Below are 23,847 nucleotides of genomic sequence, written 5' to 3'. Positions count from 1 at the left end.
TAATCTCATTCCGAGATTTCGATCGAACTCACCGCTCTTTGCCAACGTTTTTTCCAGTGGCTAGTCGGTTCTAAGTCAGAGAGAGCCTGTTCGCTGCGACGACGTTGTATAATCACTTCGGCTGGGTCGGTTAAAGTCTCGTCTCGATAGGGAATAGCGGCCTTAGTTTGCAGATGTTCCCGTTCCTGTGCCGATAGAGATGGGGGTAAGGACAAAAAACTGGCTATTGTCCCTGGCGATCGCCGACCGACGCTATCGGTGGCTCCAATCTGCAATCCTGCTAATTGTAAAGCCCTTCGCACCGAGGCAGCACAGGAATAGGTGACTAAATAACCCGTCGGACTCAGGCATTTGGCCACTAAAGCTAAAAACTCCACCGTCCACAGTTGCGGACATTTACCCGGGGAAAAGGGATCGAGAAAAATTGCCTCCGCTTGAAAACCCGCCTCAATCACCTTGGTTATCGTCTGTCGCGCATCCCCGATTAACAGTTTAGCGGTGAGATTAGGCAAGTCCAGCCGGTGATTATGGGCAAAATCACTTAAATATTCGGGAATTGGTTGACTCCAACTATTTAAGAGATTCTCTCTAATAGCTGCTAGGGGAACCATTCGATCGCTTTCTAACGCTAATAATTCTACCCGACAATCCCCCCTAACTCGCCAAATGGCTGCCAAGGCTGCGGCGGCATTATACCCTAAGCCGTAACAAATGTCAAGAACTTTCAGATTATTGCTCTGGTCTGCTTTTGCTGCCAGACGACTGGAGAGGATAAATTTTTTCTCGGCTTCTTCCCTTGCCCCAGAGGTAGAATGATAACATTCGCCGAATTCGGTCGAAAAAAAGGTATAAGAACCATCCTCAGTGACTTTTTGCGGGTAAGCTTCGGGGGAGACAAGCATGGTGATGAAGAATGTCTTTGAGGTGAATATCGGTTTCCAGTAGGCAAGCGTGACCACTATGGGGCAGAATTGTTAATTTTGCGGCGGGTAACTGCTGAATTAGGCGTTTAGCCTCCGCTACCGATGGTAAGAGTCGATCTCCTTGACTGGCTATCACTAACACCTCCAATTGCAGACTTTTTAACTCGCTGGCACTAACCTGAAACCGTTGTAACTGGGATAAACGCCAGCTAATCGTCTTCGGTGGGACGTATTGCATGGCTTTCAGGAGAGAGCGGCGATCTTCCCGGGATATTCGACCCAGAGCGGCCAGAAAGGGTAAAATAGTTAGTGCCGAGCTGCTATGGATGAAATCGGGCATCATCTGGGTGATACCGATTCCCAAGCTTAAAAGAGGTCTTTGATTAAAAGAAGAAGCGGGGTTAATTAAAATCAGTTTTTTAAGCAATTTTGGTGATTTTGTCGCTATTTTCAAGGCTAAACAGCCACCAAAAGACTCACCGCAGAGATAGACTTTTCTCGATTGTCCCTTTAATTCCTGTGCCAATAAAGCAATCACGCAATCGCTTAATTCCTCCCAATCGCCGAGATATTGCGGGGAAATCGCCAAACAACGCAGATCGAAGTAAGGAGCAAGGTTTTTAATCTGACGATGGTATAGTTGGCCGCTGCCATCCATTCCGGGTAAAAATACAAACAGGGGATAATCGGGACGGGGATGACGGGGAATAATCCAACTGACAGGTTGTTCCATTGTGCAACAAGCGCGATCGATGTTAAAAAAGTTTTTTCTGGTTATCTATTTTAAGGATAATTAATATTAGAGAGATTTGCCAGTTTTAAGAGTAGTATTAACCTCCAACCTATGGATGGTTTCTCTCTGCTCGCCAACCCCTGATAACTGATAACTGATAACTGATAACTGATTAACTGAGCCAAATTTTTAGGCCGCCGCTAAATTAGCAGCCACGAAATCCCAATTAACCAACTTGGTTAAAAAGTCGCTGATGTAATCGGGACGACGATTTTGGTAGTCGAGATAATAAGCGTGTTCCCACACATCCATAGTTAAGAGGGGAACCTGTCCGGCGGTTAAAGGATTGTCAGCGTTGCCAGTTTTGGTGACTTTGAGAGTACCGTTATCGAGAACCAACCAAGCCCAACCGCTACCGAATTGAGTCGCGCCGGCGGTTTTGAAAGCTTCGACAAATTTCTCGAAACTGCCGAAATCTGCGTTAATTTTAGCGGCTAAAGCACCAGTAGGCGCACCGCCACCCGCCGGTTTCATGCAGTCCCAATAAAAACTATGATTCCATGCTTGGGCGGCATTGTTGAAAACCCCAGCTTTAGAAGCATCACCAGCAACCTTAACGATAACTTCTTCTAAAGAGAGAGCATCGAGTTCCGTATCTTTGACCAAACCGTTATAGTTATTGACATAAGCGGCGTGGTGCTTGTCGTGGTGGAATTCTAGAGTACTTTTGGTGATGCAAGGCTCTAAGGCAGTGTAATCGTAGGGTAAAGGGGGAAGTGTGTAAGCCATCTGTTGTTCTTTATATCCTCTCTTGAGAGCTTGTTTAAGGTAGTGTTGATAAAACTTTACATCCTTGATCATAGCACCGAAGGAGACTTGATCAGTGATCACTAATCGATCAGCTTTTTTCTCCCTTCTCCCCCCTCCCTTCTCCCTGATAGGTGTAGGTTTATTATAAAGAGGTGAGCAGTCACACACTCAAGGTGAGAACATCAAGCTAGAGATTTAGAGGAGCATCGTGAAAGGCAATGCCGAAAAACAAATATCTCAAGCAGTGGTTGTGCATAGTTTCAGAGCATCTCAAGACTGAGACGATGGATACTACTCTCTCACAGTGGCCGTTCTTTTCCACGTCTTTAGGGAGTCCGGCTCGGTTTTTTTCGCCGCAGTGACAGCAATTCTCAGTTTTAGAGCAAGCCTTTTAGGGATTTAAAGAACATTTTAAAGGGGGATTTTTGGGGCAACTTTGGGTGTACTATCATCTCAAAAGCCTGAAGACTCGTGAAATGAAATTCGCCATCCCATTGAATTTTACCCCGTATTATGCGAACTAACTCCCAAAAGCCTTGCTACAGGGCAAATTGAGAATTGCTGCCCTATGTATTTATTTCTATTTTCTGGTTCTTCGGTTTGTGTTATGCAATGGACGGGGGTTATAAGGGATGAAACCCTTATAGAAACAGACATTACCGCAATTTTTGTCAATTGTTTGCGATCTGGAGCGAACTAATCAATTAAATCTCTTGCCAGATAAGGATTTAGTCGATTTATGCCCCCCTATCGAACCATACCAAGTAACGAAGAACCGAAAATGTTTCTGCAATTATTGTTATACCAACCCATGTAAATCGAGATTTACCGATAGGAACATTAAAAGGTATTCTCAAAGATTCAGGATTAACTGAAGATGATATTTGACAACGTAACGCACCAATTTGATGATAAATTTGGGCGTTACGGCGGATTATTAATTGTAGTTTTTCATCAGAATTAGTAACCGCAAACACGCACCCTACCAGATCGGCGTACTACTACGCAGTGCCTTCGGCATCGCACTTCTATCAATTGCCGATTTCTTTCTTCTCTCATTTGATGAATAATTTCAGTAACATCGGTTTCAAATGGGTTTCCCTGACGACGTTCATAAATGGCTTTTCGAGTTGCGTCAATTCGTTCTAATGCAATTTCCCAAGAGGGGTGATCTTTGAGTTTTTTTCCTAACAATTCCTGTTCTTCTAGGGACAAGGATTTAATTGCATTAACTAGAGATTCCACGAGTTGAATATTCATTTTTTTACATCTTTGACCAAAATTATCGGTATTTATGAAGAGTTATTATAGCCTAGCCTTTGAATTATAACAAAGAGACGCAAACTCCGTTATTTACGTCCCCAATTCATCATCAATCAAGGTTTACCGCTTGGATAAGTACCTAAGCAAAATTAGTTAGATATTTCGATAAAGCTTTTGCCTTTTGTCTCTTGCCTCTTGCCTATCTTCACTAGGAAATTTATTTTGCAAGACTACTTAACCGAGAAATAACCCGTTTAAAGTCATATCCCCCCGTCAGGAAAATTAACCCGACTTTTTTAACAATTGTCGGCAAAATTTTGCTTGCTTTTTTCACGGCTTTTTGCCATAATATTTTTATAAGACTTTATATATAATGCAGTCTTGGAGTCTAGTAAAAAACGCAAAGATTCTCATTATAAGAAAAGTATAACCGAAGCCGCCGCCCAAGTCAAGGGATCACTCCTCTTTTTTTTCAGAAGTTTTCCAAGAAAAAAATCAAAGAGGCGGCCGGAGATATTCGGTTTTTCTTCACTTTTTGGGCGAAAAAAACCCTTTTAGGATGCCTATAATAGGAGATAGAAAGGGTTAAAAATTAAAAAAAAATGGCGGAGAGAGTCCAGAAAATCCTTGCCCAGTGGGGGATTGCCTCCCGAAGAAGGGCGGAGGAGATGATTGTGGCCAGACGAGTCAGACGGAATGGCAAAATCGTGCAGTTAGGAGAAAAAGCCGACCCGGAAAAAGATCACCTAGAGATAGACGGAAAAAAAATTGAACCGGCCAATCGTCCCAAAAGATTGTATATACTGGTCAACAAACCCATTGGCGTGGTTTCTACCTGTAAAGATCCACAAAACCGGCCGACGGTGATTGACCTTTTGCCCGACTCCCTCGCCAGCGAGACGGGGTTACATCCCGTAGGAAGGTTGGACATCAACACCACTGGGGCTTTACTCCTCACCAACGACGGTCAACTCACCCTCACCCTCACCCATCCCCGTTATCATTTGCCCAAAACCTATCGGGTTTGGCTAGATGGTGCGATTGATACACTTGCTCTCCAGCGTTGGCGAGAAGGTATCCTCTTAGAGGGAAAAAAAACCTTACCCGCACAGGTTGAGATACTCAAGCAAACCGACCAAAAAACCCTACTAGAAGTTATTTTAGTGGAAGGAAGAAATCGGCAGATTCGCTCTGTAGCTGAAGAATTAGGTTATCACGTCCTGAAACTTCATCGCAGTGCCATCGGTCCTATTAAACTAAACTCTGGTAATAATTCCCCCTTACCCTTGGGTCATTACCGTTTTTTAACCCTTGATGAACTGAAATATTTAAAAAACCAGATTAACTAAGCTGAAAGTCAGCCCCTAATAGCGATATGTTTCGCCTTCTCCAATCACAACTTGATCCCCAGCATAAACAACGAACCAAATTACTGGAAATCGGCGTTTATTTGCAAAAAAATCGCCTAGAACAGTCCCTTTCTCTCGAGGAAATTGCCCAGAAAACCCTAATCCCGCGCCATCGCCTAGAAGCACTGGAAGCGGGGAATCTTGAGGCATTGCCCGAACCGATTTATATTCGTTGGTTAATCAAACAATTTGCCGATAGTCTGTCCCTGGATGGTGAGACGATTAGCCGGCGTTTTCCCACCAAGGTCAATAACTTTTTCAGGGGAACAAAACCATCTTTATCGCTGCCGAGTCTTCAAATTCGCCCGATTCATCTCTATTTTCTCTATTTAATCTTAGTTATTGGTTCCGTACAAACCCTATCCCACGTCCTGCAAAAATCGGTACTGCAATCGAATCGCTTACCACCGCCTTCCTTACCACAACAGCAAATTGTCCAACCGAAAAGCAACCCCCTTCAACCAGTAGCCAACAAAACCAGCAATAATCAGCAGCTGGTGGTGGAGGTAAAACTGGAAGATGACTGCTGGATGCGGGTGGTGGTGGATGGCAAGACAGAATTTGAGGGTGTGCTGCCCCAGGGAAGCCATCGCACTTGGCAAGCAAACCGAGAATTAACCGTGAGAGCGGGTAATGCCGGCGGGGTTTACGTTGCGGTTAATAATGCCAATGCTAAACAACTGGGGCAACCGGGCAAAGTTGGGGAAGTCACCTACCGGGCAAATTGAGCTAATTTATGCAGAAGGTCTTTTCACCCCTTGATCGCCTTCAGGGAGGGTTAATCGGGGCATATATTGGGGAATCCTTGCATAATCAACCCCTAATACCAGCCTTTAACTATGAGGCTACACCGAGGACGACCCTGCTTTTGCAAGCTCTGCAATCTCAGGAAGATTTGCCCATTGCGATCGCAGCTAGGCAGCAGTCGGAATCGGCGTTATTATTTGTGCTGTTGCCGGAAATTTTAACCTGGCCTGACCATGGAGAACGTTGGCAAGCTAGATTAAATTTTTGGCTGAAAAAGGGTTTAATTTCCGAGTTAACCCGACAAGAAGCGATAATTTGGGGAGAGGCGGTAGGTATGTTATTACAGGGAAAAAGGCCTTTAAATCAGTTAATCGGGCAATTACTAACTATTAACCCCAAGAATAAGCTATTAGAGCAGATTCAGTCAGCTTTAGGGCAAAATCGTCCCCTAGAGTTCATTTTATCGGCTTGGGTGAAAGATATCTCACCTTTAGGAATTGCGATCGCAGTTTCTCTTTATACTTTTCTGCAAACGAGCGAGGATTTCGCCGTTAGCGTGCGTCGCGCTAATTCTAGTCCCTATCAACGGCAATTAACCACCACTTTAGCGGGAATTTGGGCGGGATTGTACAACGGTATCGAGGGGATTCCCCTAGCTTGGCGGCAAAATTTGCCGAAAGAGCCAGTTAAACAGCAATTAATCGATAAAGCTGGGGAAATCTATCGAATTTCTTTGGGTGTATCTCCTCATCTTGTCCTATCTCCTCATACTGCCGTCGCTTACGGGGGAACAATCCAACCCCGTCCTAGCTTAAAATTGGTCTCTCAAGATAATAATTAGGGTTTGCTGAATAAATCTAGAAACCTTTTTGGATAATATCTTTAGGCTTTTTTGACCTCAAAAATTGCTGGTTTTTTGAGTAATCGGGGGGAAATTGGCTCTCTTATTCTTTGTCTGATCAGTTTAACTTATAAGCGATCAATCTTTGTGTCCTTTGTGTCTTTGTGGTTCTTTCCACACCCCACCAACAAGCTTTTTCAGCAAACCCTACTTAGTTTGAAAGATATTTTGTACCATTTTTTTATCCAAACCCGCGGCAATTTTATCTAATTCTGCTATTTCCCCACTGTCTAAACTCCATCCTAAAGCACCTAAATTATCCTCAGCTTGCCGAACATTTTTAGCTCCGGGGATAGGAATTGTTCCCTTACAGATACACCAATTTAAAGCAACTTGGCTAATAGTTTTATCTTTAGCTTGGGCGATAACTTCTAGGCAACTAATCAGAGGAGAAATAGCGGGAATTAATTGACCAAAAAGTAAGCGACGTAATCCAGTGGGTAAGTTTTTATTATCTCGATATTTCCCGGTTAATAAACCCAAAGCTAAGGGACTATAGGCAATAATTTTAATGCCCAATTGATCACATAGTTCCTTTAATCCTAAGTCAGTGAGAGGATAGGTAGAAAGGAGAGAATACTGTACCTGTAAACTGGTAATAGGAATGCTGCGACTGGCAAACTTTTGATAGGCAGACTTCAATCTTTTCGGTCCAAAATTGGATAAACCGACTCCTTTAACTAACCCCTTTTCCAGACAATCCCCCAATCCGTCTAATAATCCCCCCTCCTGCCATGGCGCATAATTGCCCGTTGACCAGTGCATTTGCACTAAATCCACCGGGCGGCCTAATCTGGTTGCCGAAGCTTGACAAGCTTTCACCATGGCATGACGGGTTAAACGCCAAGGATAAGGGGCGAGTTTGGTGGCAATACGGATATGATCAGCGTTATAACCGCTATATTCCCCTGTAAAGCGTCCTAATAGCTTCTCACTCTGTCCGTTGAGTTTGCCTGTCCCGTAGGAGTCTCCCGTATCAAATAGGGTGACACCCCGCTCGACGCAGAGATTAAAAACCGCTTGTAACTGGCTATCCATACTCTCATCATAACCCCAGAGAAGACGATTTCCCCAGGCCCAAGTACCGCAGCCCATGGCGGGAAGAGATAGAGTTTGATGTGTGACTGTCAAGGGATTCATGGGTTAGTTTCTCTGGGTTTTTTCTCAAGCTTTCAGCAAGATATTTTATACTAAATCTGGTTATTAAAGACTGATTATTTATTCCCCTTTTTGCATGAGTGCATGAGTAGAAAACGGGTTTCTCCGAGAAACCCGTTTTCTGTGCGGTATTACTACTAAATCGACGTGGGTTTTTGTTTAACAAATAATCCCCGCAACCAATAGTAAAAACTATCAATATAAGTAAAGATTACCGGCACAACCACCAAAGTTAATAGGGTGGAAGTGGTAAAACCACCAATAACAGCAATTGCCATCGGTGCGCGAATTTCCCCATCTGCACCTAAAGCTAAAGCAATCGGTAACATCCCGGCAATTGTGGAAACGGAGGTCATAATAATTGGTCGTAAACGAGAGACTCCCGAATCAATCATCGCCTTAAATTGCGGTTTCCCTGACTCAATACCACTCAGGGCAAAATCTACTAACAGAATCGCATTTTTAGTGACTAATCCCATCAGCAAAACTATGCCAATTAAAGCGTATAAACCTAACTCTTTTTGGGTAATTAAAAGAGCGATTAAAGTACCCCCAATCGATAAAGGAAGGGAAGTTAAAATCGCTAGGGGATAGAGAAAATTGTTATACAACAATACCAGAATCCCATAGATAGAAATAATTGCTAAACTTAACGCCCCCAAAAAACGAGCAAAGATATCGCGCATAATGCGAGCATCACCAAAGGGTTCTTCTGTCACCTCTGGGGGTAGGTTTTTCATGATTGGTAAAGCGCGAATTTGTGTCACCGCACTTCCCAAAGAAACTCCCTCTAAATTAGCTCCAATATTAACCTGACGTTGACGGTTAAAGCGTTGAATTTCCGCAGGTCCACTACCTAAGCTAATTGTCGCCACCGAGTTAAGCGGAACTAACGTCCCATTACTGCTAGGAACGCGCAAATTTTGCAGAGTTTCTATCTCGCTGCGTCCATCATTGGCAATTTTTACCCGGATGGGAATTTGTCGGTCAGCAAGGTTAAATTTAGCTAAATTAAACTCATTATCGCCGATTAAAGCTAAAGATGCAGTACGGGCGATCGCTCTGACTGAGACTCCCTGATCGGCAGCTCGGACAGGATCCGGTTGAATAATAATCTCCGGTTTAACTAAACTTACCCCAGAACTGACCTCGACAAAACCGGGTAAAGCTCGCATTTGTCGCTCTAATTTTTGGGCAGTTTGGGTTAAAATATCGCCATTTTCACTTTTTAAAATAATAGCGACATCCTTAGTGCTTCCTGCTCCCCCCTGCGCTCGAAAAGTCACTCTAGCCCCCGGTATCTTCTGGAAATCCCGACGGGTTTGTTCCTCAAATTGCCGTTGAGTTAGCGATCGCTGTTCCTTAGGAACCAAATTAACATATATTAAGCCCGTATTTATCCGTCCCGAATCTCCCGGAATAGCCAAAACATTAGCGACGGCGGGATTTTTTTGCAGTAAACTATTCACCTGATTGGCCACGGCAACAGTATCATTCAAAGTCGCACCAGGAGGCAATTCTAGGCTTATGGTACTTAATCCAGTATCCCCAGAACTAAATAACCCTTTTGGAATCAAGGGAACTAACTGTAAACTACCGATAAAAAAGGCCAAAGCCGCCAATAAAGTCAGGATTCGATGACGTAAAGCCCAAGTTAACAAACTTTTGTAGGGACGAAAACGGGGGCGCGAGGAGGGATTATTATCACCAGTTTTGAGCTTTTTCGGCTGTAGAATATAGGCACTTAACATCGGGGTGACGGTGACAGCGATCAAACTGGAAAACAAGGTAGAAACCGCCACCGTAACGCCGAAAGGTTGAAAGAATTGGCCCGGCACACCGCCCATAAAAGCAACCGGCAGGAATACCGCAATAATTGCCGCCGCACTGGCTAAAACGGCTAATCCAATCTCTTTTGAGGCATCAAAAGCCGCTTGCAGGGGTTTTTTACCCATAGCTAAATGTTGATCGATGTCCTCCACCATACACACCGCATCATCCACCAGATTACCCAAAGCTAAAGCTAACGCCAGTAGAGTCATACCGTTAAGGGTATAATTCAGGGACTGCATCACCCAAAAAGTCGGGAAAATCGACAAAGGCAGGGCCAAACCCGTGATAATCGTGGCGCGCCAATTGCCTAAAAATAGACCCACCGTGATCACCGTCATCATACAACCAATCAGGAGATCGCTAAGAAGGCTTTCGTAACTAGCACGAATTGAGTCGGCACGGGTAAAAATTAATTGAAATTTAATATCTTCTGGCAGTTTTTTCTTTAAATTCTCGATTTCTTGGCGCACTGCTGTTTCTACCGTCACCAAGGTGCTGCCAGTCCCCCGTAAAATCGAAAAACCCACCACTGGCTGCCCATCTAAGAGGGCCATTTGTCGAGGATCACTGGAACTATCGCTAACTGTCCCTAAATTGCTTAAGGGGACGCTATCACCGTTAGGTAAAGAGATTTGATAATTTCTTAAATCTTCGATCGTTTCAGCGCTGCCGAGGGTGCGGACAGTTTGTTCACTGCCGGCGATTTCCGATCGCCCTCCGGGTAAATTAATATTAAAACTACGAATTTGGTCATTAACCGCCGTGGCCGTGATACCGTAGGCGATCAGACGGCCGGGATCTAAATCTACACGCACTTCTCGATCAACTCCCCCAACGCGATCGACTCGTGCTACCCCCGGCACTCCCGTTAAAGCGCGGCCAATTTGACGATCAACTAGATCACTTAATTCGGCGATCGATCTTTTCGGGGAGGAGATGGTATAGTTCATCACCGCACCCCCAGCAAATTCTAAACGTTGGACAATTGGATCATTAGTATCTTGGGGTAAATCCTGCCGAATTTGCGCTATGGCATTACGCACATCATTGGTAGCGCGATCGCTGTTAGTGCCAAGGATAAAGTTAACGGTGGTGGTGCTGCTGCCTTCGTTGATGGTAGAAGTAATTTGATCGATATTACCCAAAGCAGCCACCGCATCCTCGACTTTTTTGGTGACTTGGGTTTCCAATTCCTCAGGACCGGCGCCGGGTTGATTAACAGTGATAATCACGGCCGGAATGTCAATATTAGGAGAGCGATCGATCCCTAATCCTAGAAAGGCAATGTATCCCATTAATGCCATAACCAGGGAGATCAGGATCGTCGGAATGGGGTTTTTGATAGACCAATTAGAAATATTAAAAGCCATAATTTCAGTTATCAGTTATCAGTTATCAGTTATCAGTGGGTAAGTTATCAGTTACCAGATGTGAGTTTTCAGTTACCGGTTATCAGTTATCAGATTTGAGTTTTAAGTTTTAAGTTTTGAGTGAGCAGTATATATTAAGTGAGCCTGATCAAATGGCAGTTTGCTACTGTCTTTTCACCGATCACTGATTACTGATTACTGTTTACTGATCACTGATTACTGATTACTGATCGCTGATTGCTGTAATTTTGTCGCCATCACCGAGATAGGCTGCCCCTTTGACCACAATGCGATCGCCCGCTTGTAAACCGGTGAGAATTTCCACGCGGTTATTGGGCATAATTTGACCTAATTGCACAGTTTTGGCGGTAACAGTGTTATCAGGTTCCACTAAATAAACTAGAGCTTGATTATCTTTTTGAGGTAAAACTGCGGTCATGGGGACGGTTAAACTATTGCTAGTATTCGTCACGATCGCACCTCGTAAAAACATCCCCGGTTTTAACCCTGTATTGTCGGTTAAATCGACTTTAACCGTTGCTTGACGGGATGCCTCATCGACGATGGGATTAATTTCGCGCACCTGTCCCGATAATTTTAAACTGCTATTAGCATCGGAAGTGATAGTAACGGGCGCTCCGACGCGGATTAAGGGCAATTGATTCTCAGGAACCCGCAATCTTAGCTCTAAACGGCCGTTTTCGATGATTTTAAAGAGAGCATTTTGACCGTTGGTGGTATCCCCGATGCGGCCATTTCTTTCGGCAATTTTGCCACTGACTGGGGAAATCAGGCGCGTCTCGTTTAATTGGGCTTTAACAATGGCTAAACGGCTTTGAGCTTCCGCTAATTGGGCTGTAGCTTGGGCGATCACTTCAGGACGATTGCCCGCTTGCAATTGTGCCAGCTGCTGCTCTGCTTCTCCTAAACGGGATTGGGTCTGTTGTACGATCGCCGCTTTGTTTCTTTCTTCATTGAGGACTTCATCGAGACGATCCCGGGCGATCGCTCCTTCCGCTTCTAAACTTTGGTTTCTCTGGACCCGTTTTTTAGCCAAATCCCAATCCGATCGAGCTTGACTAATTTCGGCTTTTATGCGTTGAATAGTTTGTTTAGCTCCAGCGATCTCCTCTTTACGGCTCCCCGCTTGCAATTCTGCCAAACGCGCTCGGGATTGGGCGACATTAGCCTGTGCTTGGGTTAATTGCGCTTGTAGGACGGTATCATCGAGACGAGCCAAAATTTGACCTTGGCTAACGATATCACCCTCATCGACAAAGATTTCTTTGATTTGTAGTCCCGTCGCTTGGGAAAGAATCGGGATTAATTCATCGGCTGCCACGCTTCCAGTCGCTTTCAGGGTGCGGGCCACGGGAGTAGATTCTACCCTAGTGGTGGTTACTGTTTGTGCCGGTGCTTCATTTTTTGCCGCTACGGGCTGAGTATTGGGGTTTTGGGCTGTTTGGGGTCGATTAGTGAAACGAGTCGCCCCTAGGGTCAATAAAACCCCCAATCCCACACCGATAAATAAACCCTTTCCTCCCGATAGCCAAGAGTTGGTTTTTGTCGGTTTTGGCGAGTATTCGGGTTTCTCTGGCTCAAGTTCGGGTTTAAATGCGATAACTTCGGGAACTAGCGAATTATCGGCTGAATGCTGGTTATTTTCTAGGGTATCTGGCCGCACGGTCTGCCCTCTCGGTAGATTGTGGATAAAATGTTAAGTTTTGTATCCATTTATAATCTAACGGAAAAAGGTCGCGGGTGGGGAAAGTGAGAAAGTGGACTTGCTGTAAAAATCCCAAATTGTCCTGGTTGGTGAGGAATCAGTAGTTAGGAGACAGTAGTCAGGAGAATTAAGAATGAGTAATAATCAATTAAATGGTTTATTTAGAGATTTTCTGCCAGTTAATCTGGCTCTCCCCTACTTGTGGTCATAAGAAAAAGTTATGAAAAAGTCAGAGATCCAAATTTTCTTGGCCCATGCAAGTGAGGACAAACCAGCAGTTTTGGCACTGTATAACCGCCTTAAGCAAGCGGGATATAAACCTTGGTTGGATAAAAAAGACCTGATTCCGGGTCAAATTTGGCGAGATGAAATTCCGAAAGCGATTAAAGCTAGTCAGATTTTTCTCGCCTGTCTGTCAGGGAAATCGGCTAATAAACAGGGATACATCCAACGGGAGTTGAGGATTGCACTTGATACCTTGGGAGAGATGCTACCGGGGACAATTTTTTTTATTCCCATGAGGTTAGAAGAATGCGAAATTCCTGATCTGCGAATGTCAGAAGTTGGCTTGAATCTGCGAGATATTCACCGGCTTGATTATTGGGAAGAAGACGGATTTGAGCAACTAGAAAGAGCAATTACCCATCAATTCAATCCTGAACCGGAAGAGCCAAAACAACCGTTATCAGTATTTAACTTTGAGATCGTGCGAGTAAATGCGAAGGGTGAGCAAATCAAAAAAGAGTCGAAACAGTCCCAATATTTTAGGGAAGATTTGGGCAACGGCATTACCTTAGAAATGGTCGCCATTCCGGAGGGAACTTTCCTGATGGGAACAGAAGACGAGGAAATCGAAAGACTGGTTAAAAAATTTAATTGGGAAGGATATAGAAGGGAAAGACCTCAACATAAGGTTAACGTCCCCCCCTTCTTTATGGGCAAGTATCCCATCACCCAGGAACAGTGGAGAGCGATCGCTGCAACCGCTAAAATAGACATCGACCTAGAGACAAACCCCTCTCGCTTCAAAGGGGATGAGCTACCCGTAGAAAGAGTCAACTGGTATCAAGCAACGGAATTCTGTAAACGACTATCAAGGGAAACAAAACAGGAATACCGACTACCGAGTGAAGCGGAATGGGAATACGCTTGTCGTGCTGGAACCACCACCCCATTCTACTTTGGGGAAACCATTACCGGGGAATTGGCCAACTACAGGTCCAGCGAAACCTACGCCGGGGAAGCGAAGGGAGAATATCGACAAGAAACGACTCCCGTGGGACAGTTTCCGCCCAATGCCTTCGGACTGTACGATATGCACGGCAATGTCTGGGAATGGTGCGCCGATACTTGGCACGATAACTATGACGGTGCGCCGACGGATGGCAGTGTCTGGATAGAAAATGGGGATGATAATGGTTCTCCTCTGCGGGGCGGTTCTTGGTGCAACGATCCGGATGACTGCCGTTCTGCTTGCCGCAGCAGCAACGACCGCCGCGACGACAACAACAGCAGCAACGGTTTTCGGGTGGTGTGCGGTGCTGGGAGGACTCTGTAACCCTTTTCCCCTTTTTTTCCCTTTTTACCCTCATTCCCTATTTTTTCTTTTTCCTTTTCTTTCCCGCCCTTAGGCGGGTCGATTTTGTAGGGGCGAACTGCGTTCGCCCGCCGGCAATAATTATCCCACCGGCAATAATCGTTCCGCCGGCAATAATTGGGTTAATCAGGGGATTTGGGCGCACGCGGTGCGCCCCTACGCGTTTTGGGGGGGTTGGGTTTTTTGGGGTTTTTTGGTGGGGGTTGGGCGCACGCGGTGCCGCCCCTACGGGTTTTGGGGGGGTTGGGTTTTTTGGGGTTTTTTGGTGGGGGTTGGGCGCACGCGGTGCGCCCCTACGGGTTTTGGGGGGTTGGGTTTTTTGGGGTTTTTTGGTGGGGGTTGGGCGCACGCGGTGCGCCCCTACGGGTTTTGGGGGGGTTGGGTTTTTTGGGGTTTTTTGGTGGGGGTTGGGCGCACGCGATGCGCCCCTACGGGTTTTGGGGGGGTTGGGTTTTTTGGGGTTTTTTGGTGGGGGTTGGGCGCACGCGGTGCGCCCCTACGGGTTTTGGGGGGGTTTTTTGGGGGTTTCAGGAAAAATACGTCGGTGTGAATTGCGATCGCTTATGATGGGAATTGATAAGAGGTTTTGTTAGTATTGCGGGAATATATATGACCTTTGATCCTGAAAAACATCATCGTCGTTCTATTCGCCTCAGAAATTATGATTATTCCCAACCCGGAGCATATTTTGTCACTATTTGTACCTACCAAAAACAATCCTGGTTTGGAGAAATCAAAAATGGGCAAATATACCTTAATCAATTAGGAAAAATTGTCGCTGATGAATGGCTAAAAACCTGCAAAATTCGACCTAATTTTAAATTGGATGAATGAGTTATTATGCCCAATCATTTTCATGGAATTGTTATAATTAATGATTATTCTGGCGACGATCAGAGTTTGGGCGCACGCGATGCGCCTCTAGATTTGGGCGCACGCGATGCGCCCCTAGATTTGGGCGCACGCGATGCGCCTCTAGATTTGGGCGCACGCGATGCGCCCCTACAGCAGAAACCGAATTCTTTATCGTCATGTATTGCGGGGTTTAAATCGGCGGTTACTAAACGAATTAATTTGCTTCGACAGAACACAGATACTCCTATCTGGCAACGCAATTATTATGAATCAATTCTTCGAGATGAAAAGTATCTAGCAGTTGTTCGAGAATATATTATTAACAATCCCAAAAACTGGCCAAATGATCGAGATTATCTGCCAATCGATCAACAATCACAAGAATTATATTTAGATTTGTTGTTTTAAGCGAGAATATAAAACAGTAGGGGCGAACCGCGTTCGCCCAGAGCCAATAATTAGCCCACCACCAATATCGAATTAATCAAAAAATTCAATTTTGTTTATCTGTAGGGGCGAACCGCGTTCGCCCACCCCCAATTATTAACCCACCACCAATTTGTGTAAGGTTTCTAGCTTTTGATCGAAATCTTTTTCGAGATTATCTAGCTTTTGATCAACATCTTGCTGTAAGGTGTCTAGCTTTCGATCAACACTTTGAATACTATTTTTAATTTCCTTAAGGACAGATTCGAGGGAATAGGGAATGGTTTCTTCTGTCATTGCGGTTAACTCCTATCAGTCGAGAGATAATGTAATTATCGATAAAAATCCTCTTAATTCTCCACTTCATTTTTTTCGGGAAATCCCGCCTCATCTTCTAATTTATCGCTGATTTCTGGCAGTTTTAGCAATATTCCAGCGAATAACCAATAGTAAACAGAAATAGGCTCGACGGAGAGAGGATAATAGTAGGGATTATAGCTAATAAAAAGTATAAAAATCCAGATACAGAGACCCCAATGCTTTAAAGCGGGATTTTTTACTTTTAAATAGGCTTTAAAGGTGAGAATACAGAGAATTGTCACCAGTGCCATAAGAGTGATAAAACCGACGATACCGATTTCGTAGATAAGTTTAGCGTAGTAGGTTTCAATTAGTCTTATCCCATCTTCCCCCACTATATGACGAGCGCCAGTGGTAGCTGTGCCTAAACCAAAACCAAAAAGCTGTAAATATCTTAAGGCCCACTGCATTTGATTGCCTACAAAGTCAATGGGAGACGAATATAGCCAGCGACCGATAAAATTTAGCCCTCTTTCCCGAATAAAGGGAATTAACATCACCGCGAGCAGGGAAAGCATCGCCACAATTACCAATTTTAATGGTAACTTTTGCTTATTTTTGCTAGTAGCAATAAAAAGAACCAAGTAAAACAAATGTACTAGCAAAAAAGGTAATCTTTGTCCAGAAACCAGAGTCGCAAGGAAGACTAAAACTATGGCCACCCAACCAGCGACGCGCCATCTTTTTTGTGGATCACTAAAACTGGCTGCGTAACTGATGACGCTACTAGATACTAAAAACCAACCCCATTGCCAAGGATCGGAAAATGTGCCGGGGAGACGAATTAAGCCTCGATCGGGATTATACAACACCGAACCCCCGACAAAACATTGAGCTTTCAAGCTGGCTTTGGCGGTAATATCTGGATAAAATTGGGTATCGGATTTGGGGGCACTAACTTCTAGTTGATTGAAGAATTCACTATTGTGACAGATGCCTTGGAGGAGTAAAAAGTATTGAATTAGAGCTAAACTGCAACAGACTAAAATCATCACGATTAAAAGCCGATTAACCACGAATAAATCCCGTTTTTGCTCGATTAAATAGTAGCCACAGAGAATCAGGGGAATATAACCGAAGATGGTTTTTAATCCCACAATTCCCACAGCAATTGATCCTTGGGGCAGATTGACAAAAAGAAAAGTTATCAAGCTGATGGCAAGTAAAATTAAAGCCGTGAGGAGAAAAGGCTTGATTTGCGGGCTTAATTGCTTAAAAGTTTTGGTTTTAATTAAAATTGCCGCTAAAGCTGGTAAATAAAAGGCATCCTTGGCGATTTTGTAGAGAGCATAGGATGGCTCTTCACCAATGAAGTTGCCCTTTACCTGAAAAACTCTCACCACGGCAAAAGTGACGGTATTACTCAGGGGAAGATAGATGAGCAGGGCTAATAATCCCAGACGGGGATGGATAAAAGAAGCAACCATGGCAGGAACTGCCAAAATACCTAATAAAGATGCTTTTTCGTCAAATAAAATCCCCAAAACTACACTAATTATTGTGGTGGCGATCACTAATATAGTTAGTGACAGGGAGTTACTCTCTTTCATGCCGCACAGCTTTAACAGGTTTAGCAGAAAGTCTAACAGATTTTTGTCAAGATTCTCATTCTCAATGGCCGAGAGTTTCCTTTTGCTTCTTACCTGTTGCTATACTTATGTAAAATTTCATTTATCTCGATCTTGACTCCGTGGCCGAAAATCTTTCTTTTCAAGACCTTTATCAAGCTGGAATCAGTGCCTTTGAGCGTGGACAATATCGTCTTAGTATCCAGCAATTAAATGCGGCTTTAGCCTTAATTTCCTTAGGATCTCGAGCAGGGGGTGAGATTCAAATTTGGTTAATTTCTGCCCATCAGGGGTTAGGAGAGGGGGAGAAAGCTAGTGAAATCTGTAGGCAACTTATTACCCATCCTATCTATCAAATTCGCGAACAGGCCAAGCGTCTGCTTTATATTATCGAAGCTCCCCGTCTCAAACGCCCAGATGAGTGGATGACGAAGATTCCCGATTTAGAGAAACTTCCCGATAGCACAGCGCAATTTAAAAAGGGAACCAATAAACAGAAAAAAGAAGAACCCCCCGCACCCATGCAGTTAGAGCAGCATAAAAATACTGTTTTTATCGGACTAGCGATCGCTATTATTCTATTGATGCTCTGGTTTTTTGCTAAAAATAGCTAAATTAGTTGACAATAAGCTTGTAATATGCTAATGCAGTTGGCTATGGCTCCTAAATGGGCGATTTCATAACCGTGGGTGTTTTGGGTGGGAAAACCTAAGCAAGCGGCCTTAGCTATATGACCGAATTTCATGGCAATGGAGGCATCGCTACCAAAACCACTAATAATGGCTAATTGCATCGGTATTCCCGCCTTTTCGGCCGCAATTCGTAATTCTTGATTTAATTGCTCATCATAGATACCGTAACCATCCTGAGACAATAACACAGGACTGCTGCCATCCTTAATCGGATATTCAGGAGCGAGGGGACAGATTTCTAGGGCAATTAAAGCATCTAAGCGGTTATTTGCGGTAAAAAATAAGGCCCCTAATGCTCCTACCTCCTCCTTAGCTGAGGCAACCAGATATATATCCACCGCAGGGTTAATTATTCTGGCCGCTAATGCCAAAAGAATCGCCACGGAAGCTTTATTATCAAGGGTATAACTGGCAATGTAGTCTTTTAGTCGCAAGGGTTGTTTTCGGTGTTTTCCCACCACGACTCGACTACCGACGCGCACCCCGCAAGCGTCTAATTCTTCTGGAGTCAATTTCGTCTCTATCCATGCGGATTCCCAGGTGACGGGAGTGTTTTCCTGCTGCACTTTTTGCGGGGATTGATGGGAAATATGACGGGAACCAAAGGAGAGAATCCCCGATCTGGTTCCTTTATCACCGATAATATCCACCACTCCCTCTCCGTAAATCCAAGGAAAAGCTCCCCCGAGTTGGCGAATTTGCAGAGTACCATCGGGATTAATTGCTTTGATAATAGCCCCAATTTCGTCTTTATGACCGGTAATAGCAATTTTTTTAGTCGAATCCCGTCCTCTAATCTTGCCGATGACATTTCCCGCTTGATCTTGCCATGTTTCTAATCCTAACTCTTGAAAGCGTTCTAGTAAAAAGCGATCAATTTCCGTTTCCATCCCACTAGGAGAATGATGGAGGACAAGAGTGGCAATAGTGTCAAAGAGTTGATCAAAATCCATATTTATCTTGATTTTGTGGGTGGAAAAAGAATTATTATCGAAACGGGAAATCGAAAAGGTTTTACAGGAACAATATTGGCGCAATCATGGCCTTTGGGTGATTGCCAGTTAGCATTTAATGATTAATCAGAGGTGCGGAATTAGCCAGAAAACCGGCAACTTTCAGAGACTCTACCACTGAATTGTCATCCTCTACCCAATAGTTTTGTCCTAAACGCACAAATTGACGCTGAGTTCCCGCACCGATGGTGGCAATAACGGGAACTTTTGCCTTTTGTTTGTCTCCCGATTGCAGAATACTTTTAAGAAGATTTTGACGATTTTGGTTGACGACATCTTGCAGCGATAAATTAACCATCACCATTTTAATGGTTTCGATCGGTTCCGCATCTTCGATAATTAATTGTACCCGATCATCTCGGCGATCCACTTTTCCCCACACCATTAAAGTTGCTTCCTCCACTAATAATTTTTGCAGACGTTCGTAGCTATCGGAAAAAACCACCGCTTCCGACTGTCCCGAGGCATCTTCTAGGGTTAAAAAGGCCATGGGAGTCCCTTTTTTGGTCATAATTTTCTTGACGGCATTTAATAGGACAATGGCACTGACTTTTTTTCTGGTTTTGTGTTCTTCTAAATCAGCTAAATTGATGGGAGATAGGACTTGAGCGGCTCTTTGTAAAGCTTTTAAAGGATGTTCGGAAACATAAAAACCCAAATGTTCTTTTTCCAGTTTTAACTTTTCCTGTAGGGAAAAATCTTCTACTGCGGTGGCACTGGGAGACTGTTCAAACTCGGATTCTTGTTTATTTTCTGTGCTACCTCCTAGCATATCAAAAATATTCATTTGACCACTTTCTTTCTCTTTGGTGCGTTTTTGCGCCCAAGCAACTACTAATTCCAAATCTTCAATTAATTGATGGCGATTCGGTTGAATTTTATCAAAAGCACCGCAATAAATTAGCGTTTCTAAAGCTCTTTTGTTGATCACTCGCAAATCAACACGCTCGCAAAAATCCCCTAAGGAAGTAAACTTTCCTCCTGTTGCTTCCCGCGCTTTTAAAATAGCCTCGATCGCATTTTCGCCCAGATTTCTAACTGCGGACAAACCAAAGAGAATTTTGCGCCCAATCGGGGTAAAATGTTTTTGCGATCGATTGATGTCAGGAGGTTCGACATCGATATTCATTTTCTGACAGTTTTCTCGATACTTTTCCACCTTATCCTGATTATCGCTACTAGCAGTTAGTAACGCTGTCATATATTCCACAGGATAATTAGCTTTTAAATAAGCAGTTTGATAGGTGACGTAAGCATAAGCGGTAGAGTGAGATTTATTAAAACAATTGGAGGCAATTAACCCGTTGCCCAGCAAAAAATTATGATCTTTCTTTACACCAATATCGTAAACGGGTTTTCTTCCCAATGATTGACGACTGATAATTTTAACCATATTAGTAACTCAACTCTCCAGAGATTTTTGTAACGGGGGTAATGGAAATATGGCATTTCTTTGCCAAATCAGGCCGCCAAAGTCCCAAAAATGGCTCTCTTATTCCTTGTAACATAAGTTTAACTTATATAAGAGCGATCAATCTTTGTGTCCTTTGTGTCCTTGTGGTTCTTTCTACTAGCTCGCCAGCAGGACTGTATCTTAGAATACATTTTACCCACTAAACCTAAGAGAGCCAAAAAATTACCATATATATTGATACCTAAAGTGTATATCCTACCTACTATAGGTTACGATCAATGTTAACCGAGGAGAAAAAAACAGAAAAACTAGACTTCTTGAATGGGGTTAGCTGTGGCCGTTTGCCACAAGGTTTAAGACACCTGTAAACAGCTTTTACTAATTTCTTGGCTGGTCGTACAAAATTTGGTTAAAGGGGAGCAACGCAAAGCGGGGCAAAATGCAGCAGTTAGGATAGTAAGGAAACCTTGCCACTGACGGCAAAGGCCTATATTTTACCTTGACGAGAGGTCGGTGCTCGGTAGTTCACCCATTGTGTTATAATCCTGGTCAAGCTATCAAGGGATTTGAAAAGGAGTAACACCATGAGTCTATCTTCAGAAGCCTATCGCCAAGCCCTCGTGCGGGATGGAGAACGGCGCTATCAGGAATGGCACCAAAATTATCACAACCAATGCCGTCAATCAACGGCTGAATACCAAGCTCGTTCTGCCCAACAACGCCCAACAAAGCCCTGGATTTCCTCGGAAGCCTACCGCCAACTTTTAGTCAAAGATGGGGAGCGGCGTTTTGCGGAATGGCACGGCGAGTTTTTAGACTATCAAAGACAATTTCTGGCCAGTCAATCCACCTAAACGGACGTCAGCCAATCGCCATTACAGCAATCTCTGAAAATAGTGGCTACAGTCCCCGAAGAAATAGCTGATACCAATTTTCAATAGTCGTGACTAACATCTGAAAGTGCAATTCCTTTCTCCGAGAGGGATTGCGCTTTGAAATGATCAACTAAGTCTGTCATTACTTTTGAAAAATGATATAAAGATGAATAAGTCCAGAATGCAAGACCTATCACGAATGCAGCCAAGAATTCAAGATCAGAAGGAATAAGAATCCTGTCAACAAATGCTGATGGGCAGTCAGGAGTTTAAGCTTGTGGAGAGACTGTAAGACTGGTTGGGACTCTCTCAAAAAGCAGGTTTCTGTGAAGCAAGAATTTCCCATCACACATCTTCGCATTGTGATGGCTAGATTGTCAAGTCTGTCCACCCCTGGTCCCCGCAAATAACACCTAAGATAGCGAACGTTAAAACTAAAATTTCAATACATTTGTGCCTTAAGCACCTAAAAGCCTTGCTTTGCAAGGCTTTTACTATTAGTTGATTCGTTCTATGTAAGTTCTTGGCTAGAGCCAGCGATCGCTTAATAATGAAAGCATAGGTGCGCCTTTTCTGAGAATTGATTCCATTTCTTAACCCCAAAAATGAGAATTGACTACATTTCTTAACTAAAGAATCGTACATTTCTTAACCAAAAACTTGAGATTAGATATTGACAACGACAAAATAAAGGTGTTATTCTTCAAATTTCGGAAGTGATGAAGGCAGAAAAACGAAATGAATTTCTGAATCCTCCATGACTTCAGCACCGTACACTTTCTATGAAAACAACAAAAAGGTCTACTACCATGGCAGTTGAAAAAACTAACTCTTCCTCTAGCTTGGCTGAAGTTATTGATCGTATCCTTGACAAAGGTATCGTTATTGATGCCTGGGCTCGCGTATCTCTCGTCGGAATCGAATTATTAGCGATTGAAGCTCGTGTAGTTATCGCTTCGGTTGAAACCTACCTCAAATATGCTGAAGCCGTTGGTCTGACTCAATCTGCAGCGGTTCCTGCTTAAGGATTGAGCCCAGTGAAAACCCTGCTGGGGCTTCCAAATTCTTAGCTTTTCTTTGATCCCTATTGAGTTTAGTTACCCCTCTCTTGGGGCGCAATAGTCTATAACTGATCAAGTTGACACGGCAACGGATAGCGAAAACAAAGCTAGACCCATACAAATTATTTTTGTAAACGTGATTTTGTCCTTTGTAGCTAGGTTTACCCCCTATCACCAAAGTGTGAGACTCACTATTTTTCGGAATAGAAAGTCATTTTTGGTGTGGAAGCCGCGCCCCTGAGATGCGGTAGTTTGATGTATCAATTTCGGGATCAGCACTGTAAACTTTCTATACAAACAACAAAAAGGTCTATTAACATGGCAGTCGAAAAAACCAACTCTTCCTCTAGCTTAGCTGAAGTTATTGATCGTATCCTTGACAAAGGTATCGTTATTGATGCTTGGGCTCGCGTATCTCTCGTCGGAATCGAATTATTAGCGATTGAAGCTCGTGTAGTTATCGCTTCTGTTGAAACCTACCTCAAATATGCTGAAGCTGTTGGTCTGACTCAATCTGCAGCAGTTCCTGCTTAAGGATTGATCCCAGATTCTCCTATCTGCTGAGTGAAAACCCGACTGGGTTTTCCAGATCCTCTGATTTTCTTTAAATCCCTATTGAGTCCAGTTACCCCTCTCTTGGGGCGTAGTGTTCTATGATTGACAAGGTTGGCACGGCAAACGTGATTTTGTCCTTTGTAGCTAGGTTTACTCCCTATCACCAGAGTGTGAGACTCACTATTTTTCGGAATAGAAGGTCATTCTTGGGCTAGGAAGCCGCGCCCCTGAGATGCGGTAGCTCGATATATCAACTTTGGGATCAGCACTGTACACTTTCTATACAACTAACAAACAAGGTCTATTACCATGGCAGTCGAAAAAACCAACTCTTCCTCTAGCTTAGCTGAAGTTATCGATCGTATCCTTGATAAAGGTATCGTTATTGATGCTTGGGCTCGCGTATCTCTCGTCGGAATCGAATTATTAGCGATTGAAGCTCGTGTAGTTATCGCTTCGGTTGAAACCTACCTCAAATATGCTGAAGCAGTTGGTCTGACTCAATCTGCAGCGGTTCCTGCTTAAGGATTGATCCCAGATTCTCCTATCTGCTCAGTT

Annotated in this window: 20 protein-coding genes and 2 pseudogenes; 11 read left to right on the top strand and 11 right to left on the bottom strand. The window is 43.8% G+C overall.

What is annotated here, in order from left to right:
• Positions 1-5: 5 nt before the first annotated feature.
• From ACQY1Y_RS17500 to ACQY1Y_RS17490, 3 genes are all read right to left on the bottom strand, one after another.
• Positions 6-902, bottom strand: coding sequence for a tRNA (5-methylaminomethyl-2-thiouridine)(34)-methyltransferase MnmD (locus tag ACQY1Y_RS17500; RefSeq protein WP_130758300.1), 897 nt, complete (start codon positions 900-902; stop codon positions 6-8).
• Complete coding sequence (locus ACQY1Y_RS17495; RefSeq protein ID WP_002746955.1) at positions 862-1,656, bottom strand: alpha/beta fold hydrolase; 795 nt, start codon at positions 1,654-1,656, stop codon at positions 862-864. The genes ACQY1Y_RS17500 and ACQY1Y_RS17495 overlap by 41 nt, the downstream gene beginning before the upstream one ends.
• Before the next feature lie 189 nt (positions 1,657-1,845).
• A complete protein-coding gene (locus tag ACQY1Y_RS17490; protein ID WP_002737286.1) occupies positions 1,846-2,445 on the bottom strand; it encodes a superoxide dismutase in 600 nt (199 codons plus the stop codon).
• A 798-nt stretch (positions 2,446-3,243) separates the two neighbouring features.
• On the opposite strand from ACQY1Y_RS17490, the pseudogene ACQY1Y_RS17485 reads away from it, so the two are divergent.
• Positions 3,244-3,354 (top strand): annotated as a pseudogene (locus tag ACQY1Y_RS17485) (type II toxin-antitoxin system HicA family toxin); the annotation flags it as partial.
• A 72-nt stretch (positions 3,355-3,426) separates the two neighbouring features.
• On the opposite strand, the gene ACQY1Y_RS17480 reads toward ACQY1Y_RS17485, so the two are convergent.
• Complete coding sequence (locus ACQY1Y_RS17480) at positions 3,427-3,726, bottom strand: hypothetical protein (RefSeq protein WP_430013236.1); 300 nt, start codon at positions 3,724-3,726, stop codon at positions 3,427-3,429.
• Positions 3,727-4,331: 605 nt separating this feature from the next.
• Between ACQY1Y_RS17480 and ACQY1Y_RS17475 the strand changes: the two genes are divergently transcribed.
• The 3 genes from ACQY1Y_RS17475 to ACQY1Y_RS17465 are packed head-to-tail and all read left to right on the top strand — an operon-like array spanning position 4,332 to position 6,726.
• Positions 4,332-5,078 carry a pseudouridine synthase gene (locus ACQY1Y_RS17475; RefSeq protein WP_002755340.1) on the top strand — a complete coding sequence of 249 codons (747 nt, stop codon included), beginning with the start codon at positions 4,332-4,334 and terminating at the stop codon, positions 5,076-5,078.
• 26 nt (positions 5,079-5,104) lie between these two features.
• Positions 5,105-5,866, top strand: a complete 762-nt coding sequence (locus ACQY1Y_RS17470; RefSeq protein WP_002794969.1) for a helix-turn-helix domain-containing protein — start codon at positions 5,105-5,107, stop codon at positions 5,864-5,866.
• 8 nt (positions 5,867-5,874) lie between these two features.
• Positions 5,875-6,726, top strand: a complete 852-nt coding sequence (locus ACQY1Y_RS17465; RefSeq protein WP_430013235.1) for a hypothetical protein — start codon at positions 5,875-5,877, stop codon at positions 6,724-6,726.
• Positions 6,727-6,933: 207 nt separating this feature from the next.
• On the opposite strand, the gene ACQY1Y_RS17460 is transcribed toward ACQY1Y_RS17465, so the two are convergent.
• The 3 genes from ACQY1Y_RS17460 to ACQY1Y_RS17450 form a co-directional block, all read right to left on the bottom strand.
• Positions 6,934-7,926 carry an aldo/keto reductase gene (locus tag ACQY1Y_RS17460; RefSeq protein WP_430013234.1) on the bottom strand — a complete coding sequence of 331 codons (993 nt, stop codon included), beginning with the start codon at positions 7,924-7,926 and terminating at the stop codon, positions 6,934-6,936.
• 155 nt (positions 7,927-8,081) lie between these two features.
• On the bottom strand, positions 8,082-11,147 hold the full coding sequence (locus ACQY1Y_RS17455; protein ID WP_430013233.1) for an efflux RND transporter permease subunit: 3,066 nt from the start codon (positions 11,145-11,147) through the stop codon (positions 8,082-8,084).
• Positions 11,148-11,370: 223 nt separating this feature from the next.
• Positions 11,371-12,831 carry an efflux RND transporter periplasmic adaptor subunit gene (locus ACQY1Y_RS17450; RefSeq protein ID WP_430013232.1) on the bottom strand — a complete coding sequence of 487 codons (1,461 nt, stop codon included), beginning with the start codon at positions 12,829-12,831 and terminating at the stop codon, positions 11,371-11,373.
• Positions 12,832-13,093: 262 nt separating this feature from the next.
• Here ACQY1Y_RS17450 and ACQY1Y_RS17445 point away from each other — a divergent pair, with 262 nt between their 5' ends.
• Both ACQY1Y_RS17445 and ACQY1Y_RS17440 read left to right on the top strand, forming a co-directional pair.
• Positions 13,094-14,431 carry an SUMF1/EgtB/PvdO family nonheme iron enzyme gene (locus ACQY1Y_RS17445; RefSeq protein WP_430013231.1) on the top strand — a complete coding sequence of 446 codons (1,338 nt, stop codon included), beginning with the start codon at positions 13,094-13,096 and terminating at the stop codon, positions 14,429-14,431.
• 648 nt (positions 14,432-15,079) lie between these two features.
• Positions 15,080-15,733, top strand: a pseudogene (locus tag ACQY1Y_RS17440) (transposase).
• 135 nt (positions 15,734-15,868) lie between these two features.
• Here the strand turns inward: ACQY1Y_RS17440 and ACQY1Y_RS17435 are convergent.
• The gene (locus ACQY1Y_RS17435; RefSeq protein ID WP_002736780.1) at positions 15,869-16,048 is read right to left on the bottom strand and encodes a hypothetical protein; all 180 of its coding nucleotides are present in this window, start codon (positions 16,046-16,048) and stop codon (positions 15,869-15,871) included.
• A 53-nt stretch (positions 16,049-16,101) separates the two neighbouring features.
• Complete coding sequence (locus ACQY1Y_RS17430) at positions 16,102-17,661, bottom strand: hypothetical protein (protein WP_430013230.1); 1,560 nt, start codon at positions 17,659-17,661, stop codon at positions 16,102-16,104.
• A gap of 140 nt (positions 17,662-17,801) precedes the next feature.
• Between ACQY1Y_RS17430 and ACQY1Y_RS17425 the strand changes: the two genes are divergently transcribed.
• Complete coding sequence (locus tag ACQY1Y_RS17425; protein WP_002737371.1) at positions 17,802-18,293, top strand: hypothetical protein; 492 nt, start codon at positions 17,802-17,804, stop codon at positions 18,291-18,293.
• Here the strand turns inward: ACQY1Y_RS17425 and ACQY1Y_RS17420 are convergent.
• Both ACQY1Y_RS17420 and ACQY1Y_RS17415 read right to left on the bottom strand, forming a co-directional pair.
• Complete coding sequence (locus tag ACQY1Y_RS17420) at positions 18,290-19,324, bottom strand: M42 family metallopeptidase (RefSeq protein WP_430013229.1); 1,035 nt, start codon at positions 19,322-19,324, stop codon at positions 18,290-18,292. The genes ACQY1Y_RS17425 and ACQY1Y_RS17420 overlap by 4 nt on opposite strands.
• 115 nt (positions 19,325-19,439) lie before the next feature.
• Positions 19,440-20,777 (bottom strand): OB-fold nucleic acid binding domain-containing protein, encoded by a 1,338-nt coding sequence (locus ACQY1Y_RS17415; RefSeq protein WP_430013228.1) that lies wholly within the window; start codon positions 20,775-20,777, stop codon positions 19,440-19,442.
• Between the two features lie 605 nt (positions 20,778-21,382).
• Here ACQY1Y_RS17415 and ACQY1Y_RS17410 point away from each other — a divergent pair.
• The 4 genes from ACQY1Y_RS17410 to gvpA (ACQY1Y_RS17395) all read left to right on the top strand — a co-directional run bounded on the left by ACQY1Y_RS17410 (position 21,383) and on the right by gvpA (ACQY1Y_RS17395) (position 23,814).
• The gene (locus tag ACQY1Y_RS17410; RefSeq protein ID WP_002736360.1) at positions 21,383-21,652 is read left to right on the top strand and encodes a hypothetical protein; all 270 of its coding nucleotides are present in this window, start codon (positions 21,383-21,385) and stop codon (positions 21,650-21,652) included.
• 830 nt (positions 21,653-22,482) lie between these two features.
• Entirely contained in the window at positions 22,483-22,698 is a 216-nt protein-coding gene (gene gvpA, locus ACQY1Y_RS17405; RefSeq protein ID WP_002735503.1) for a gas vesicle structural protein GvpA, read from the top strand.
• A 354-nt stretch (positions 22,699-23,052) separates the two neighbouring features.
• On the top strand, positions 23,053-23,268 hold the full coding sequence (gene gvpA / locus ACQY1Y_RS17400; RefSeq protein ID WP_002735503.1) for a gas vesicle structural protein GvpA: 216 nt from the start codon (positions 23,053-23,055) through the stop codon (positions 23,266-23,268).
• A gap of 330 nt (positions 23,269-23,598) precedes the next feature.
• The gene (gvpA, locus tag ACQY1Y_RS17395; RefSeq protein WP_002735503.1) at positions 23,599-23,814 is read left to right on the top strand and encodes a gas vesicle structural protein GvpA; all 216 of its coding nucleotides are present in this window, start codon (positions 23,599-23,601) and stop codon (positions 23,812-23,814) included.
• The last annotated feature ends 33 nt before the right edge of the window (positions 23,815-23,847 follow it).

Origin of the sequence: Microcystis ichthyoblabe FBCC-A1114, assembly GCF_050500245.1 — a bacterium.
Lineage (GTDB): Bacteria > Cyanobacteriota > Cyanobacteriia > Cyanobacteriales > Microcystaceae > Microcystis > Microcystis ichthyoblabe_A.
The sequence above is the reverse complement of the archived record's forward strand: the minus strand, read 5'-3'. Positions and strand labels throughout refer to the sequence as shown.

Bases quoted from the DNA above. Each gene is read 5' to 3' on its own strand.
- ACQY1Y_RS17500 (WP_130758300.1), bottom strand. From the start codon at position 902: ATGCTTGTCTCCCCCGAAGCTTACCCGCAAAAAGTCACTGAGGATGGT.
- ACQY1Y_RS17495 (WP_002746955.1), bottom strand. From the start codon at position 1,656: ATGGAACAACCTGTCAGTTGGATTATTCCCCGTCATCCCCGTCCCGAT.
- ACQY1Y_RS17490 (WP_002737286.1), bottom strand. From the start codon at position 2,445: ATGGCTTACACACTTCCCCCTTTACCCTACGATTACACTGCCTTAGAG.
- ACQY1Y_RS17480 (WP_430013236.1), bottom strand. From the start codon at position 3,726: ATGAATATTCAACTCGTGGAATCTCTAGTTAATGCAATTAAATCCTTG.
- ACQY1Y_RS17475 (WP_002755340.1), top strand. From the start codon at position 4,332: ATGGCGGAGAGAGTCCAGAAAATCCTTGCCCAGTGGGGGATTGCCTCC.
- ACQY1Y_RS17470 (WP_002794969.1), top strand. From the start codon at position 5,105: ATGTTTCGCCTTCTCCAATCACAACTTGATCCCCAGCATAAACAACGA.
- ACQY1Y_RS17465 (WP_430013235.1), top strand. From the start codon at position 5,875: ATGCAGAAGGTCTTTTCACCCCTTGATCGCCTTCAGGGAGGGTTAATC.
- ACQY1Y_RS17460 (WP_430013234.1), bottom strand. From the start codon at position 7,926: ATGAATCCCTTGACAGTCACACATCAAACTCTATCTCTTCCCGCCATG.
- ACQY1Y_RS17455 (WP_430013233.1), bottom strand. From the start codon at position 11,147: ATGGCTTTTAATATTTCTAATTGGTCTATCAAAAACCCCATTCCGACG.
- ACQY1Y_RS17445 (WP_430013231.1), top strand. From the start codon at position 13,094: ATGAAAAAGTCAGAGATCCAAATTTTCTTGGCCCATGCAAGTGAGGAC.
- ACQY1Y_RS17435 (WP_002736780.1), bottom strand. From the start codon at position 16,048: ATGACAGAAGAAACCATTCCCTATTCCCTCGAATCTGTCCTTAAGGAA.
- ACQY1Y_RS17430 (WP_430013230.1), bottom strand. From the start codon at position 17,661: ATGAAAGAGAGTAACTCCCTGTCACTAACTATATTAGTGATCGCCACC.
- ACQY1Y_RS17420 (WP_430013229.1), bottom strand. From the start codon at position 19,324: ATGGATTTTGATCAACTCTTTGACACTATTGCCACTCTTGTCCTCCAT.
- ACQY1Y_RS17415 (WP_430013228.1), bottom strand. From the start codon at position 20,777: ATGGTTAAAATTATCAGTCGTCAATCATTGGGAAGAAAACCCGTTTAC.
- ACQY1Y_RS17410 (WP_002736360.1), top strand. From the start codon at position 21,383: ATGAGTCTATCTTCAGAAGCCTATCGCCAAGCCCTCGTGCGGGATGGA.
- gvpA (WP_002735503.1), top strand. From the start codon at position 22,483: ATGGCAGTTGAAAAAACTAACTCTTCCTCTAGCTTGGCTGAAGTTATT.
- gvpA (WP_002735503.1), top strand. From the start codon at position 23,053: ATGGCAGTCGAAAAAACCAACTCTTCCTCTAGCTTAGCTGAAGTTATT.
- gvpA (WP_002735503.1), top strand. From the start codon at position 23,599: ATGGCAGTCGAAAAAACCAACTCTTCCTCTAGCTTAGCTGAAGTTATC.